Source organism: Tolypothrix sp. PCC 7601 (assembly GCF_025677855.1).
Classification (GTDB): domain Bacteria; phylum Cyanobacteriota; class Cyanobacteriia; order Cyanobacteriales; family Nostocaceae; genus Aulosira; species Aulosira diplosiphon.
This window is the reverse complement of sequence record NZ_CP064879.1, coordinates 2,876,944-2,893,334: the sequence shown is the minus strand read 5'-3', so window position 1 is coordinate 2,893,334 and position 16,391 is coordinate 2,876,944. Positions and strand designations below refer to the sequence as shown.

The window sequence follows — 16,391 nt, the reverse complement described above, 5'->3', positions numbered from 1 at the left end:
GGGCTAAATATTCAGTGCCCCGATATTTTTTTGACAAAATTAGAGATTGAACAAAATCAAAAATTCAAAGTACTAATTGTTTTTTGGCAGTTCTATCCGCTTAAATATTGGTTGGGGTGTACCCAACTGTTGTTTATCGGATAGTATGCCCCAGGTTGCATGAAGGCGAAAAGGGGCAGCATTGGCAACTTCTAGCTGATCGTTAAAGTTAATTCCAAAGCCCAATTGCTGATAAATATCGCTACTGAGATTCGGAATCACTGGGGATAGCAGATAAGCTGCTAGTCTAACTGATTCTAGAACTGCATACAGCACTTGTGCCAACTCTGGCTGCTGTCCTTGCTTATATAATGTCCAAGGGGCTTGTTCATCAATAAACTTATTACAAGCTTGCGCCAGCAAGAGAATTTCTGTGCAAGCTTGATTGAAAGCTAACATTTCGTAAGCATTTTTCACCTTTTCCCCTAAAGTTAGCCCAATCGCTTTTAAAGGATTGTCAGCCGGAATCGTCTCATGGGCAATTGATGGCACATTACCACCGCAGTACTTTTTCACCATGTTCAAGGTGCGATTGAGCAAATTGCCTAAATCATTTGCCAAATCTGCATTTAAAACATTGATGAATCTAACTTCATTAAAATCGCCATCTTTGCCAAATTCAATTTCCTTAAGGAAGTAATAACGAACAGCGTCACTACCATAGCGCTCGACTAGTTCTATGGGATCGAGGGTATTACCCAGACTTTTACCCATCTTCTGACCATCTTTGGTTAAGAAGCCATGCCCAAATACTTGCTGTGGTAATGGTACGCCAGCTGACATTAACATTGCTGGCCAGTACACTGCATGGAAGCGGAGAATATCCTTACCAATTAGGTGCAAATTCATTGGCCACCATTTGCTTAGGGCGTTGGCTAAAGTTGGCTCTGCATCGGGGTCTAATAATGCTGTGACATAACCCAGCAATGCATCAAACCAAACATAAAGAGTATGTTTAGGATCTACAGGTACAGGAAAACCCCAATCGAGATTCACTCGCGAAATCGAAAAGTCTTGCAACCCTTGGTTGACAAAGTTGAGGACTTCATTACGACGACTTGCAGGCTGAATAAAATCTGGTTGAGACTCGTACAGTTCTTGGAGTTGGGTTTGATATTTAGATAAGCGGAAGAAGTAGTTTTGTTCGTCGCGCCATTCAACTTCTTTGTTAGTATGAATTGGGCAACGATTTCCTTCTAGGAGTTCTCTTTCTTCTTTAAATTCTTCACAAGATACACAGTACCATCCTTTTTGTTGCCCCTGGTAGATATCGCCTGCTTGCCATACTCGATCAAAAAATTCCTTGACAATTGCTTCATGGCGAGTATCAGTAGTGCGAATAAAGCGATCGTATTTAATGTTTAGTAACTGCCACAGAGAAAAGAAGCTTTGAGATATTTCATCACAAAATTCTTGCGGTTCTTTGCCTAAATTTGCTGCGGAACGCTGAATTTTTTGCCCATGTTCATCTGTGCCTGTAATCAGCAGTACTTGATTCCCCAACAGTCTCTGAAACCTGGCAATCACATCTGCTGCCATTGTCGTATAAGCACTACCTACATGAGGGACATCGTTTACATAATATAGGGGAGTGGTGAGTGCGAATGTCTTTTCTGTTTTATTTATTAGATTCATGCAAAATAAAAAGCAACTTATTAAAACGTTTTATCTCTTACTTATGTCAGCAAAACCACGTAATTATATAACATTACTCCTGTTTTTTCAAATGACACCTTAATATTAGCAAATCTGGAGAGACCACAGTTTATTTTATGCCTGACATAAAGCCAGCTGATTTCTCCTAATTGATTTTAACTAGCTACTAACAATAGTTAGTAATGCTTTTTATCGCACTTATTGTGGCTAAAAACACAAAAAACTAGACTCAGAAAATATCGTTGTTTTTGATAATTAGACATTTCTACCTTAAGACGGTCGTGATAGGAGTGAAGAAATGTAAATCTTAAGTCAAGATCAGCTGCGATATTTTCAGAAAAATATATTGATTTTTATGAGTCTAAATAGCCCTCTAGACATTTCTCGTTGGTCATTAGCGGCATTATCAACGCAAATGTTTCGCTATTATGAGAATCGGATTCCTCATGACGCTAGTGTGTTAGTTGTCAGCAATCACCGCAGTTTTATGGATGCTTTAGTATTAATGGCAGCGCTATCGCGTCCTATCCGCTTTGCTTGCCATCACTACATGGGACAAGTACCAATTATGCGGGAATTGGTAACCAGCCAATTGGGTTGCTTTCCTTTGGAGGATATCAAACATCGACAACAGAGCTTTTTTGCTCAATCTCAGGTACTATTGCAATCCCAGCAAATGGTAGGGGTGTTTCCTGAAGGCACTGCACCAATGGTAAAATCTACCCAACCAAATCAATTAGGCGAATTTCAGCGTGGATTTGCCCATTTGGCATTACGAGCATCTGTGAGAGACTTGGCAATTCTGCCCATTGCGATCGCCTCTCTAGAAGAAGTAAATACCTCTGGTGTACCTTTAAGGTTGTTGAGTTTGTTTGACCCTTCAGAAGCCTTATTTAATCAACCGGGTTGGCATCCTTTGGTCATTTATCGTCGGGTTGCTGTGTTAATTGGTAATCCTTATTGGATTAAGCCCCAACATCAAAAACAATATCAAAGAAAACAAGCCAAAACTGTTGTTAATGAACTGACAGAACACTGTCATTGTGAAATTGCCAATCTGTTAAGACAAGGTTGTTATTAAAATATCTCGCAGTGTGGATGGATCAACTAACCATCCACTAAATAATAACGATTGCCTCTATAGATTTCAGAGCAATTTATCCGCTAGAGTCAAATCTGTTTATTGATACCACTCTCTTAAATCATCTGTCAAGGAGTTCTAAATTTGTGAATTTCTTAATCTTAGGTCGGCGGAATAAATCTATTAATTGCAAAGTTGAAGTTTATCTGGAATTTTGTGCATAAAGCTACGATTTTTAGATAATTTTGAATGTGATAGAACAAATTAAACCAAGCAATGGCTCAAACTTAAAACATATTGAGCTTTTACAAGGTAAATTTTAGAAAACCAACAAAATTAATTAAAATTTGACAATGCTGGAAGTTGAGTTAAAGCCGTGTTTCCTGACTCCTAAGCGCATACAGCCTCAGTATCCCCTGTTTGTATATTTGCCAGGAATGGATGGCACAGGTCAACTATTGCGATCGCAAACTGCTGGGTTAGAAGTTGGTTTTGATGTCCGCTGCTTGGCGATCCCCAGACAAGACCTTACCACCTGGGATATTCTTACCAAGAATGTATTGGATTTAATCCATGCTGAATTAGAAAAAAGCGCCCAGAGGCCAGTATATCTATGTGGAGAGTCATTTGGCGGCTGTTTAGCGATGAAAGTAGCTATTCAAGCGCCACATCTGTTTAAGCGGATTATCCTGATTAACCCAGCTTCTAGCTTTCATTTACGTCCTTGGTTAACTTGGACATCGCAACTAACTAACTTAGTGCATCCTTGTCTTTATGAAGTCGGCGCACTAGCATTATTACCATTTTTAGCATCCCTACAACGGATGACCAGAAGCGATCGCCAAGAACTACTCAAAAGTATGCGTTCTGTACCACCAGAGACAGTAATGTGGCGATTATCTTTGTTGCGAGAGTTTGATGTTAAAGAAGAACAGTTACGTTATCTCACCCAACCAGCATTACTTATCGGCGGTGGACAGGATCGGCTTTTACCTTCTGTAGAAGAAGTAAAAAGATTAAATACTATCTTAATTAACAGTAAAAAGGTAATTTTACCTCATAGTGGGCACGCCTGTTTATTAGAAAGCGATACTAATCTCTATGAAATTATGAAAGTAAATAATTTCATAGAAAATAGTGCTGAGGTAATTGAATCATTTCAACTTAAAAATGCTGTCAGGTAATGTGTAAATAAAGTTGCATTTCTCCAGCCAGGAGATGCAACTAATGTCATTAATCAAGAGTCATATTTAATGGATCTTCTTTATCGAGTTCAAGGAATTGAATTTGAATGGGATAATAACAAAGAAAAAATCAACATTGAAAAACATGGAGTTACATTTGAAGAAGCTACAGAAGTTTTCTTTGACCCGTTCTATCAAACAGGTGATGCTTCTGCTAATGATGAGCAACGTGATTTTATCATTGGTTATTCTTTCACTAGTCGTCTGTTATTAGTGGTTTATGTAGAAAGAGGTAAGCGTACCCGTATAATTTCTGCCCGTCCTACTACTCGTACTGAAAGAAAATTATATGAACAAGCCTGAAGAATTTCAATTACACTTAAGACCTCGCCCAGTAGAGACAGTATCTATTCAAATACCAAAGGATACTTTAGACTCACTTAAAAAAGTAGCAGTCAATCGAGATATGGCTGTTGAAGCGTTACTGAAATTTTATATTGGGCAGGGTTTGCGGCAAGACTTAGCCAAATTATTTTCCGATCGCGTACTAGAATCAACTGCTGAAGTTTTAGCCAGGCACATACAGTCAGAAGAAGAAATATCCAATATTATTCAAGAAATCCGTGCTGCAGCCAATAGCTAGCTGAAAATATCAATAACCTTTATCAAATACTATAAGTCAGGATAAATTAGATTTTACCTATCGGTTTATCCTCTAAGAAAGATGTAAAACTATATGCACCTTTGTTACAACCTAGAATAGCAAGGCTGTACATTGAAGGTGTCATGCAATGGCAGATAAAATTTCTCAAGAAATAGCAAATAAAAAAATCAATAATTTACCAGATAATACAACAAAAGATAAAAAATCATTTTTGACATCTGTTGGCGAAACATTCAACTGGCTAGCGGGAACAGCAGTTGGAATAGGAGAAACAGTTGCTAAACAAACACATAAATTAATTGAACAATCAACTCAAACAAGCGGCAAAGTAGTAGATAGCCTCAGCCAAAATTGGTTAATTCGCAGATTATCTGGGGTATTAAATCTTAATTGGTTGATTGGTGCTAGTGAAAATGTTGATTTAGCAAAAGCACAAGCAGCAGTTAATCAACTCAAACAACAATATCCCCAAGAGTCCCCTAGCCAAATTTCCCACAGAATTATGGTGGAAAAAGCTACAAAAGCCGGGGGAATTGGTTTAGCAACAAGTATTTTGCCAGGAGTAGCGGCGGCTTTATTAGCAATTGATTTAGCAGCGACAACGCAATTGCAATCAGAAATGCTTTATGAAATAGCATCCGCCTACGGGTTAAATTTAAAAGACCCAGCGCGCAAGGGTGAGGTTTTGGCAATTTTTGGTTTAGCTTTAGGCGGTAGTCGGCTTTTAAAAGCTGCGGGTTTAGGCTTGCTGCGAAATGTACCTTTTGCTGGTGCTGCGATCGCAGCTAGTTCTAATGCGACGATGATTTATTCTTTAGGCTATGCTGCTTGTCGATTTTACGAAGCCAAGCTGGACGAATCCACCTCGCTGACGGACAAAGAGACATTAGCAACATTAAAGCAGCAAAGTGAAAAATACTTAGAAACTGCGATCGCTCAAGAAGCTGTCATGGATCAAATTTTAGTACATATGATCCTCGCCAGCCATCCAGAAAAGACTTGGTCAGAAATTCTCCCAGAGTTAAAAGCTATAAATCTTAGCGAACATTCCTTAAATGCGATCGCCCAAAATATTCAATCACCTCAGCCTTTAGATAGCTTGCTAAATCAACTCAATCGTGATTTTGCGATCCCCTTGCTGGCTCAATGTCAAAAAATTGCCCAACTTAACGGTGAAACTACAGAAGTAGAGCAAAAGATTATTGACGCGATCGCTAATAAGTTTAATCTTTAGGGGAATGGGGAATGGGGAATGGGGAATGGGTAATGGGGAATGGGGAATGGGGAATGGGTAATGGGTAATGGGTAATGGGTAATGGGTAAGTGGGAGAGAATCATCATACCAATGCCCCATGCCCCATGCCCTATGCCCTTTTCCTAATGCATGAACAGAGAATTTTAAGCAATACTGGTACAAGAACTTTTACACAAAATACAAAAATGGTAATTCGACCTAGTGATACGCCGCTTTTAGAGTGGACAGGTGATACTTTAGCAATTGGATTATTTGAAGATAACCTAGAGCTAACAGGCGAATTAGCAACTTTAGATGGTAAATTTGCCGGAATTTTAAAAGAATTAATTACTGAAGAAGAATTTAAGGGTAAAGCCAACAGCACTGTTTTCACTCGGATAGCAGCTAGTACCCCAGTCAAGAAAGTAATTATCGTCGGTTTGGGAAAACCAGACGCGCTAACGACCGATTCCTTGCGGCGCGCGGCTGCGGCTGTGGGAAGGGTAGCTAAAAAGCAAAAAGTAAAAACTTTAGGTTTTAGTTTCCCATTATGGAACAACGATCCGGCGGCAACCGCCCAAGCGATCGCGGAAGGTGTACAATTAGCGCTTTACCAAGATACCCGCTTTAAGTCCGACCCAGAAGAAAAAAAATCACAAGTAGAAACCATAGATTTACTAGGTTTTGGTGGACAAGAAGCCGCTATTAACCTAGCAAATCAGATAGTTTCTGGGGTAATTTTAGCCAGAGAATTAGTAGCAGCCCCAGCAAACGCTGTTACACCTATTACAATGGCGGAAACTGCCGAAGCGATCGCTAAAGATCATGGTTTGCAAATCCAAATCTTAGAACGGGAAGAATGCGAAAAATTGGGTATGGGTGCTTTTTTAGGAGTCGCCCAAGCATCTGATTTGCCTCCTAAATTTATTCACCTCACCTACAAACCAGAAGGCACACCCACACGCAAACTAGCAATTATTGGTAAAGGCTTAACCTTCGACTCCGGCGGACTGAATATTAAAGGCGCTGGTAGCGGTATTGAAACTATGAAAATTGATATGGGTGGTGCTGCTGCAACTTTAGGCGCAGCCAAAGCCATTGCCCAAATTAAACCCAGTGCCGAGGTTCACTTTATTTCCGCCGTTACCGAAAACATGATTAGCGGTCATGCAATGCACCCCGGTGACATCCTCACCGCCTCTAATGGCAAAACCATTGAAGTTAATAACACCGATGCTGAAGGACGTTTGACTTTAGCCGATGCCTTAGTTTATGCCGATAAATTAGGACTAGATGCGATCGTCGATTTAGCCACCCTTACTGGCGCTAACGTGATTGCTTTGGGTGAAGATATTGCAGGTTTGTATACTCCTGATGATGGGGTAGCTGCCCAAATAGAAAAAGCAGCAAAAAGCACAGGTGAAAAAATTTGGCGGATGCCAATGGAAGAAAAATATTTTGAAGGGCTAAAATCTGGCATTGCCGACATGAAGAATACTGGCCCTCGTCCTGGTGGTTCCATTACCGCCGCCCTATTCCTCAAGCAATTTGTCAAAGATACCCCCTGGGCACACCTAGATATTGCTGGCCCAGTCTGGTCAGATAAAGAAAACGGCTACAACGGCCCCGGTGCTACAGGCTACGGTGTCAGAACCCTGGTTGACTGGGTATTAAGTTCAGTTGAATAGGGCATGGGGCATGGGGCATTGGGCATGGGGCATTGGGTAATTGGTAATTGGGATTTCCCCTAGTCCCCAGTCCCTAGTCCCTAGTCCCCAGTAAATTCATCCGGCTAGCTAAAATTCCGATTTTTGGGTTAAGCCATCTGGTAAAATTTGTAAGGTTTCTAAAAGCTTTGAGCAATGGGATCGACTGGCGTAAGGATCGCAATTGATGCAATGGGAGGGGATCATGCACCCGCTGAAATCGTGGCTGGCGCTGTGCGCGCAGGCGAGGAGTTGGGTGTAACAGTATTGTTGGTGGGTGATCCCCAACAAATTGAAGCTGCCCTGCCGCCAAAAACCAACCTGGCGCAGGTAGAGATCGTTCCTGCTGAGGAAGCGATCGCAATGGATGAGGAGCCGCTAAACGCAGTTAGACGCAAGCGTAAGGCTTCGATCAATGTGGCGATGGATTTGGTGAAGCAGCAACAAGCTGATGCTGTGTTTTCCGCAGGACACTCTGGGGCAGCTATGGCCTCCGCTTTGCTCCGCCTAGGACGCTTGCCGGGAATTGACCGCCCAGCAATTGGGACAGTTTTTCCTACAATCAAAGCTGGCAAGCCAGTACTCATACTTGATGTTGGTGCCAATGTAGACTGTCGCCCGAAATTTTTAGAACAGTTTGCTGTGATGGGGTCGGCCTACAGTCAATATGTACTGGGTACACCGGAACCAAAAGTAGGTCTGTTGAATATCGGCGAAGAAGACACTAAAGGTAATGAAGTGGCTTTGCGCGCCCACCAACTCCTCAAAGAAAATACTCAAATTTCTTTTATTGGTAATGCTGAAGGCCGTGATGTACTTTCTGGTGACTTTGATGTCATTGTCTGTGATGGCTTTGTTGGCAATGTTTTACTAAAATTTGCCGAAGCCGTAGGCGGAGTGATTTTACAAATCTTGCGGGAAGAATTACCCCAAGGCTTGCATGGTCAAATCGGTACAGCACTTTTAAAACCAAACCTGAAGCGAATTAAGCAACGGATGGATCACGCAGAACATGGCGGTGCTTTGCTTTTAGGTGTGGATGGAGTTTGTTTGATTGGTCATGGTAGCTCCCAAGCGCCTTCAGTTTTTAATGCAATCCGTATGGCCAAAGAAGCTGTAGATAACCAGGTGCTACAACGCCTACGTACCCAATATCAAGCCCTAGAGCGTGAAAGTGGTTAGCAATCAGCCAGAAGGTAGCAAGATGTAGCACAAGAGGAGTAATTAGTCAAAATTAAATGACTAATTACTCATGATTACTAATGACTAAACGCTGATAGGTGATAGTGTGGGAGACTTAGGAGTGCATAACATAGGCATAGCAATTACTGGCAGTGGCTCGGCAGTACCAGAAACTTCCGTAGATAATGAAGCGCTGACTGCATTGGTGGAGACCTCAGACGAGTGGATCGCCACAAGAACAGGAATTCGTCAAAGGCGATTGGCAAATCCCACAGAGTCATTGAGTGTACTTGCGGCTCGTGCTAGTAGTCAAGCGATCGCATCTGCTGGCATTACCGCCGCAGATTTGGATTTAATTATTTTGGCAACCTCTACCCCTGATGATCTGTTTGGCAGTGCTTGTCAAATTCAGGCGGAAATTGGAGCGACCAAAGCCGTAGCATTTGACTTAACTGCTGCCTGTTCTGGCTTTATATTTGGCATGGTCACCGCAGCCCAATACATTAGAAGCGGTGTATATCAAAACGTACTGTTGATCGGGGCAGACATCCTCTCTCGTTGGGTAGATTGGCAAGACCGCAGCACCTGTGTATTGTTTGGTGATGGAGCTGGAGCAGTAGTCATGCAGGCCAATGAGAGCGATCGCTTACTAGGATTTACCCTCAAAAGTGACGGTAGCCAAAACCACTTCCTGAACCTTGCCTATCAAGCCTCTTCTCAAGAGCTGATTCCTAACGTCAATATCTCCCAAGGTAAATATCACCCAATTACCATGAACGGCAAAGAAGTTTACCGCTTTGCTGTCCAAAAAGTGCCAGAAGTTATAGATAAAACTTTATTTCAGGCGAATCTCAATGTGGATCAAGTAGATTGGCTACTCCTACATCAAGCTAACCAGCGCATTCTAGACGCTGTAGCCCAACGCCTCAATATTCCCCAAGAAAAAGTTATTAGTAATCTTGCCAACTATGGCAATACCTCTGCCGCCTCTATTCCCATTGCTTTAGATGAAGCTGTGCGGCAAGGCAAAATTAAACCCAATGACATTATTGCGGCATCTGGCTTTGGTGCTGGGCTGACATGGGGTGCAGCAATTTTCCAATGGGGAAGATAAATCTTTGTAGTCAAGAGTCCAAAGTCAAAAAATCCCTCCAAAGAATACATCTTGAAGTTTTGACCCTTGAACGCCACTTGCTCTACTTGGGGAAACCCCATCGCTTTTAGCGTCTCCCCTTGGGAGAAGACTGCAGTGGCTCCCCTTGACTCTACAACGTTGTCTACTGAACTGACTATTGAGCAATGACTAAAACTGCATGGGTTTTTCCCGGACAAGGTTCCCAAGTAACTGGTATGGGAATGGACTTATTAGAGATACCCTCAGCGAAGGAGAAATTTACCCAAGCTGAGGCCATCTTAGGTTGGTCTGTTATTGACATTTGCCAAAGTGATAGCGACCAGTTATTACGTACACTCTACACTCAACCCTGTCTTTATGTAGTAGAAACCATTCTCGCCGATTTGCTTCAAGAAAGAGGGCATCAGCCAGATTTAGTGGCTGGGCATAGTTTAGGAGAATACTCTGCCCTGTACGTTGCTGGTGTTTTTGATTGGTCTGTTGGCTTACACTTAGTCAAGCGTCGAGCTGAACTCATGGAAGCTGTTTCTGGTGGGATGATGGCGGCGCTAATGAACTTTGACCGCGAACAGTTGGATGCAGTAATTGCCGCCAAGCCTGACGTAGTGCTGGCAAATGATAACAGTCCGGCTCAAGTCGTAATTTCTGGTACTCCCGATGCTGTACATGAAGTCATGTCCCAAGTAAAAAGCAAGCGTGCTATTCCTTTAAAAGTTTCGGGCGCATTCCACTCACCTTTAATTGCATCTGCAGCTACGGAATTCCAAGAAATCCTTGATGGTGTGGAATTCCAAGCAGCGAATGTACCCGTAGTATCTAATGTGGAACCCATACCAACTGTTGATGCTGAGACTCTCAAACAACGTCTGATTCAACAAATGACGGGTTCTGTCAGATGGCGAGAAATTTCTCTGCTACTGCCAACCCAAGGTATTGAGGAAGTCATAGAAATTGGCCCGGGTAATGTGTTAACTGGTTTAATTAAACGCACCACTCCTGGTTTAAGCTTAAAAAATATCCGGAATGCTGCTGAGTTACCGGGTTAGGGATTGGGGAACTCGGGGCCCCCTCTGGGGATAAGGGGTAATGGGGACTGGGGACTGGGGATTGGGGACTGGGGACTGGGGACTGGGTAAGAAATAATTGATCGGTTTTGACTTTTGAGTACAAACGCGATTAATCGCGTCTGTCCAACTCTTTACCCTTTACCCTTTACCCTTTACCCTTCCCCCTTCCCCTTTTCCCCTTTAACCACCACCTAATTTTTTGATTATGAGCAAAAGCCGTGAACCTTTAGTTAGCCTGGCACTTTACCACGCTTTTAAATGGTCTATTGTCAGTCCAATGCTTCATGCTTACTTTCGGGTCAAGATTCATGGGGTAGAAAATGTCCCACAATCTGGGCCGTTACTAGTCGTGAGTAATCATGCTAGTTACTTTGATCCGCCAATAGTCTCTAATTGTGTCCTGCGTCCAGTGGCTTACATGGCGAAGGAAGAGTTATTTAAAGTCCCAGTTTTGGCGCAAGCAATTAAATTGTATGGTGCTTACCCAGTCAGCCGGGGCGCAGCCGATCGCACTGCCATTCGTTCTGCTTTAGAGTGTATTGATAATGGTTGGGCTGTGGGTGTGTTCTTGCAGGGTACTCGCACAAACGATGGTCGAATTACAGACCCCAAACGAGGCGCAGCACTGTTAGCAGCAAAGGCAAAAGCACCTATCTTACCAGTCAGTTTATGGGGTACTGAGCAGATTTTACAAAAAGGCTCCTCTATACCCCGTCAAGTTCCAATTACCGTCAGAATTGGGCAAGTGATTGATACTCCTAGTTCCTCAAATAAGGAGGAATTGCAAGCGTTGACTCAAAAATGTGCAGATGTGATTAACCAAATGCATGATTTAGGAAGATGAGCCAGAAAAAGCAGAAAATCTACTTAAGGGGGGGTGCGATCGCTTCTGTAGTTTCTGTAGAGTTAGTTTCAACATTGTGGTGAAAATTTACAAACCACAGTTGAAAACTCAACTTTCAAATTAATATGACAGGCTTTGAAGCCAAGAATTTTTGGCAGCGATTAAATAATCTGGCTTTAGTCCGCTTTTTACTTTTAGTTGCTGCTGGTTGGGCAATTGTACAGCTTTTAGCCTACTTTCAAGGGGTGATTGTAATTTTTACATTCGCCGCCATTTTAGCTTTTTTACTCAGCTATCCTGTAAAATGGCTCCGGCGTTTTTTACCCCATAGTGTTGCTGTTGTTTTAGTGTTCCTACTCAGCATTGTGGTGCTGGGAGGAATTGCGATTACCTTGGGTTTAGCTGTTTTATCCCAAGGGCAACAGTTAATAGATAGTATAACTACTTTTTTAAACTCTTTAGCACCTTTAATTGAGCGATTAGAATCTTTTTTGCGTAGTCGTAATTTACAAATAGATTTAAATTTTATTGAAGACCAGTTACGCACTCAAGCAATCAATAGTCTGGTAAATAGTTTAGCTATTTTACAACAATTTTTGACTAACTTTGTGACTTTTATATTGATTGCTGTTATTTCATTTTTCATGCTGCTGGATGGTGAGAAAATTTGGCAATTAATTCTCAAAATAGTTCCCAGTCAAAGACGCAATCGCTTTAATAGAATCATCAAGAAAAGTTTTCTAGGATTTTTTCGAGGTCAGTTGTTATTAACTCTATTTTTAACAACTGCCACATTTATTGTATTCGTAGTTTTAAATGTTCCCTTTGCCTTGCTTTTATCAGTCATAGTTGGCTTACTGGATGTGATTCCTGGGATTGGGGCAACATTAGGGGTTAGTACTATTACTTTGATTGTCTTATCTCAAAGTGTTTGGCTAGCATTGAAGGTATTGATAGCTTGCATTGTACTACAGCAAATTCAAGATAATTTAATTGCCCCACGGATTATGCAAGGGGCGCTAAATCTCAATCCTGTAGTTGTATTTTTTGCTTTGCTAGTAGGTGCAAGAGTTGCAGGTTTACTAGGTATTTTTATCTCTATTCCCATCGCTGGGGTAATTGTATCTTTGTTTGAAATTGAAGAGATGCAAGCAGAATCTTAGCAATAAAAATTTTGTGCTTTTACCCATGAGGTAAGGAAGAAATAATTAACCGCCGATAGAAGAGGATGTACGCAGATTAACGCAGATAAATTTGTAGTTCTTCTGATGGGTAAAAGCATTTAATATTCATGTAAAATTATAATTAGACTCATAAAAAGATTGAGGAATTATGCCTGATTTTAGAGCGGAATTAGCAGAAAATTTAGATGAATCAGAGTGGGAATGGCTAATTCCTCATGTGAAAAGAGATGCCGTAATTCTGGTAGCATCAGGGTTAGATTTGTTAGATGTGGGAGTTGCGATCGCCAGTGATAATATTCCCCAAGTGCAAATATGGATTGATGAGCAATTGATTACCAAACCCAATCCAGAACAGTTGGGAGAGTGGAATGCCAATCCTCAAAAGCGTTTTCAAACACTCATTGTTCAGCCTTATGTCATAGTGCAAGAAATAGCAAATACCTAACAAATAGAAGCTAGATAAAAGTAAGTGTGATCGCCTGTTTTTCTAGCTGCGAAATAGACAATAAAATAACAAAATCATTTGTAGGGTGTGTTGCGCCGCAGGCTAACGCACCTTATGTTTTTAATACTATTTTAGATTTTGGATGGGTAATTGCTGTCTGCTGGAAAATTGGGTGATGGGTATAAATTTTTTGATAAATTATTTCTAATTAAACTAAAGCTTTTAATAACGCCTGAAGTTTAAGTTGCACCTCTGCAAACTCTTTTTCAGGATCGGAACCTGCAACGATACCCGCACCTGCATATAGTCTAGCGCGATCGCCATTGATGAGTGCAGAACGAATCCCTACAACAAACTCGCAGTTACCCTCAGAATCTACCCAACCTAGGGGTGCTGCATATAAACCCCTTTCAAAGTTTTCATAGCGGCGAATTTCCGCACAGGCGATATCTCTGGCTGCACCGGCGACGGCTGGTGTAGGATGCAGTTGTGCGACAATTTTTAGGGGATGGACGTTAGCCGGAACTAAAGCGCTAATTGGTGTCCATAAATGTTGAATATTCGATAATTGTCGCAAGCGTGGTGGTAATACCTGGGGTAATAAACCGATTTGAGATAGGCGTTGAGTAATAAAATCAATGACTAGGGAATGTTCGTGCTTTTCTTTTTCGTTATTAATTAACAGATTGGCATTAGCTGCATCTTCAGTAGGCGTTTTACCTCGGGGTGCAGAACCTGCTAACGCATCTGTAATCAACTTGTGATCGTGAATACAGATTAAACGTTCTGGACTTGCACCAATAAAGTTTTGTCCCTTGCCATTACTCGTAGAGAATATATAGCAATTAGGATGTATTTGCCGCAGATTATTTAAAGATTTAAATAAATTAAAATCATTGCTAGATTGAACATCTAAAGCATCCGCTAACACAATTTTGGTTAAATGATTATTACGAATTTTTTCTAAAGCAGATGTTACAGAACTTTGAAAATGATTCGCATTACTAACGGATTTTTTGCTAAAATTAGCAGGAAAAACTTCCAGATTGGGTGAATAATATTTTAAAGAATTAATTGTGTCAATTTTATTGCACAGAGTTTGTAATATCTTATTAATATTTTCGCTGGCTGTGACAACTGAATTCATCACTAAAATACAGCGCTGATTTTTGATAGATATTTGCCAACGTGGTAGAAAAATTGTAGCTGCAGAAAATGGGTAATCTGCTTGGGAGTTTTGGGGAAAAAAGCTAAAGTAACAGAAAAAATGTGGGCCAGAAAAAGGTAAATTATCGTTACTAAATTTAACTATATTTTTGAGAGAATTTTTGATAAAATTCTCCGCTTTACTAAACCTATCAGTTCCATCAATACTTAATCTCGCAACAGAATCAATAGCTGCGATCGCTTCTCCTTTGCCCTTATTTTCAAAATAAAAATTTATCTCATTTACTTGACCCAGTTCATCTAATACAACTAGGGGATCTACTAGATCAATTTCTAGCGAAATACTCACAATTTGCCTGCAATTATTGTTGAGGCAATTTTCTTGAACTACTGTGAGAAATTGGTAGAGGTCTTTGTACTCTACGAAGAAGCTGTTGCGACATGGTGAAACTGTCATGGATCTAGTAATAGTAAATTTTTTTTAAGTTAACTTCCTAAAGTGCAATTAAACATGGTCTCGTATTTCTACAGGTAACATATTCAGTCACCATTTAACCAGAGTATGGTTTGCCTTGTTTTTGGTGTTACAAGACCACGACAAGCCATGCTCAGTTTTATGCTGCAATATAGAGTAAGTTTGATTAGCACAGAGTTAACCATTTGCAGAAAAAAACGCAGTTTTTTTGCAAATTCACAACATTTAGTGTCGCTCAAACCCATAAAATTTAATATGAGTAAGGTTCTGGCAATTTAGTTAATCACGACTGATGACTACACAGCAGATTTTATATCCCAAAAGCAAGTTATGGATGGCAGCGATTAAACCGCCGATGTATAGTGTTGCCATTATGCCTATTTGGGTAGGAACATCGGTAGCATTTGCAGAAACCAAAAATTTTAATGCAACAATATTTACTACTTTTATTGCAGCAGCAATTTTAATTCTGGCGTGGGAAAATATCAGTAATGATGTCTTTGATTCCGAGACGGGGATAGATAAAAATAAACACCATTCACTGGTAAACTTAACTGGAAAAAAGTTAGTAGTATTTTGGTTAGGAAATCTTTGCTTACTTTTGGGTTTGCTGGGCATACTAGCGATCGCAACTTGGCAACAAGACCTAACTGTGATTGGGGTAATTCTGCTTTGTTGTGCTTTGGGCTATATGTACCAAGGGCCTCCCTTTCGTTTAGGATACCAGGGTTTAGGTGAAATTCTCTGCTTTTTTGCCTTTGGCCCGTTGGCAGTGGGTGCAGCATACTATAGCCAAACCCAAACTTGGTCAATGACGAGCCTACTAGCTTCAGTAATTGTCGGCATTGTTACTAGTTTAATTTTATTTTGCTCCCACTTTCACCAGGTAGATGATGACATAGCAGCAGGAAAGCGATCGCCTATTGTCCGCCTGGGAACTGAAACAGGATCTCAAGTTCTCACTTGGTTTACCGCGAGTATTTATCCTCTCACCTTGATTTTGGTGTTATGGGGAATTTTCCCTGTCTGGACGCTATTAAGTTGGCTAAGTCTACCCTACGCTTTTAAATTATGCCGCCACGTCCAGCAATATCATAATCAGCCAGACAAGGTGAGTAATTGTAAATTTATCGCCGTAGCCGTACATTTTTGGGCTTGTTTGCTTTTGGGCGTGGGATTTGTGCTTTGAAGGGTGAAGGGTAAAGGGTGAAGGGTGAAGGGTAAAGGGTGAAGGGTGAAGGGTAAAGGGTGAAGGGTAAAGGGTGAAGGTAAATACCTTAACAGCTTGATAATTTTATATTCATCTTTGTACTGTCATCTAAGGAAAA

The 16,391-nt window shown here is 41.1% G+C and carries 15 protein-coding genes; 13 read left to right on the top strand and 2 right to left on the bottom strand.

Annotation, left to right across the window (positions count from 1 at the left end):
* Positions 1 to 72: 72 nt before the first annotated feature.
* Positions 73 to 1,674 (bottom strand): methionine--tRNA ligase, encoded by a 1,602-nt coding sequence (metG, locus tag HG267_RS12065; RefSeq protein WP_045869189.1) that lies wholly within the window; start codon positions 1,672 to 1,674, stop codon positions 73 to 75.
* Between the two features lie 376 nt (positions 1,675 to 2,050).
* Here metG and HG267_RS12060 point away from each other — a divergent pair, with 376 nt between their 5' ends.
* The 12 genes from HG267_RS12060 to HG267_RS12005 all read left to right on the top strand — a co-directional run bounded on the left by HG267_RS12060 (position 2,051) and on the right by HG267_RS12005 (position 13,421).
* Positions 2,051 to 2,776: a lysophospholipid acyltransferase family protein gene (locus tag HG267_RS12060; protein WP_045869188.1), complete on the top strand. Its 726-nt coding sequence runs from the start codon at positions 2,051 to 2,053 to the stop codon at positions 2,774 to 2,776.
* A gap of 353 nt (positions 2,777 to 3,129) precedes the next feature.
* On the top strand, positions 3,130 to 3,960 hold the full coding sequence (locus tag HG267_RS12055; RefSeq protein WP_045869187.1) for an alpha/beta fold hydrolase: 831 nt from the start codon (positions 3,130 to 3,132) through the stop codon (positions 3,958 to 3,960).
* A 69-nt stretch (positions 3,961 to 4,029) separates the two neighbouring features.
* Entirely contained in the window at positions 4,030 to 4,323 is a 294-nt protein-coding gene (locus HG267_RS12050) for a BrnT family toxin (protein WP_045869186.1), read from the top strand.
* A complete protein-coding gene (locus tag HG267_RS12045) occupies positions 4,310 to 4,603 on the top strand; it encodes a hypothetical protein (RefSeq protein ID WP_045869185.1) in 294 nt (97 codons plus the stop codon). The genes HG267_RS12050 and HG267_RS12045 overlap by 14 nt, the downstream gene beginning before the upstream one ends.
* A 148-nt stretch (positions 4,604 to 4,751) precedes the next feature.
* Positions 4,752 to 5,858 (top strand): EcsC family protein, encoded by a 1,107-nt coding sequence (locus HG267_RS12040; RefSeq protein ID WP_045869184.1) that lies wholly within the window; start codon positions 4,752 to 4,754, stop codon positions 5,856 to 5,858.
* Positions 5,859 to 6,064: 206 nt separating this feature from the next.
* Positions 6,065 to 7,546, top strand: a complete 1,482-nt coding sequence (locus HG267_RS12035) for a leucyl aminopeptidase (protein WP_045869640.1) — start codon at positions 6,065 to 6,067, stop codon at positions 7,544 to 7,546.
* Between the two features lie 174 nt (positions 7,547 to 7,720).
* Positions 7,721 to 8,746: a phosphate acyltransferase PlsX gene (gene plsX, locus HG267_RS12030; RefSeq protein WP_045869183.1), complete on the top strand. Its 1,026-nt coding sequence runs from the start codon at positions 7,721 to 7,723 to the stop codon at positions 8,744 to 8,746.
* A gap of 121 nt (positions 8,747 to 8,867) precedes the next feature.
* Positions 8,868 to 9,860: a beta-ketoacyl-ACP synthase III gene (locus HG267_RS12025; protein ID WP_045869639.1), complete on the top strand. Its 993-nt coding sequence runs from the start codon at positions 8,868 to 8,870 to the stop codon at positions 9,858 to 9,860.
* 185 nt (positions 9,861 to 10,045) lie between these two features.
* Positions 10,046 to 10,927 (top strand): ACP S-malonyltransferase, encoded by an 882-nt coding sequence (gene fabD / locus HG267_RS12020; protein WP_045869182.1) that lies wholly within the window; start codon positions 10,046 to 10,048, stop codon positions 10,925 to 10,927.
* 226 nt (positions 10,928 to 11,153) lie between these two features.
* A complete protein-coding gene (locus HG267_RS12015; RefSeq protein WP_045869181.1) occupies positions 11,154 to 11,792 on the top strand; it encodes a lysophospholipid acyltransferase family protein in 639 nt (212 codons plus the stop codon).
* A gap of 125 nt (positions 11,793 to 11,917) precedes the next feature.
* Complete coding sequence (locus tag HG267_RS12010; RefSeq protein WP_045869180.1) at positions 11,918 to 12,955, top strand: AI-2E family transporter; 1,038 nt, start codon at positions 11,918 to 11,920, stop codon at positions 12,953 to 12,955.
* A 169-nt stretch (positions 12,956 to 13,124) separates the two neighbouring features.
* Positions 13,125 to 13,421: a DUF2288 domain-containing protein gene (locus HG267_RS12005; protein ID WP_045869179.1), complete on the top strand. Its 297-nt coding sequence runs from the start codon at positions 13,125 to 13,127 to the stop codon at positions 13,419 to 13,421.
* 208 nt (positions 13,422 to 13,629) lie between these two features.
* Here the strand turns inward: HG267_RS12005 and HG267_RS12000 are convergent, their stop codons facing one another.
* Positions 13,630 to 15,045: an isochorismate synthase MenF gene (locus tag HG267_RS12000; protein ID WP_045869178.1), complete on the bottom strand. Its 1,416-nt coding sequence runs from the start codon at positions 15,043 to 15,045 to the stop codon at positions 13,630 to 13,632.
* Between the two features lie 310 nt (positions 15,046 to 15,355).
* Between HG267_RS12000 and menA the strand changes: the two genes are divergently transcribed.
* The gene (gene menA / locus HG267_RS11995) at positions 15,356 to 16,252 is read left to right on the top strand and encodes a 2-carboxy-1,4-naphthoquinone phytyltransferase (protein WP_045869177.1); all 897 of its coding nucleotides are present in this window, start codon (positions 15,356 to 15,358) and stop codon (positions 16,250 to 16,252) included.
* Positions 16,253 to 16,391: the final 139 nt, after the last annotated feature.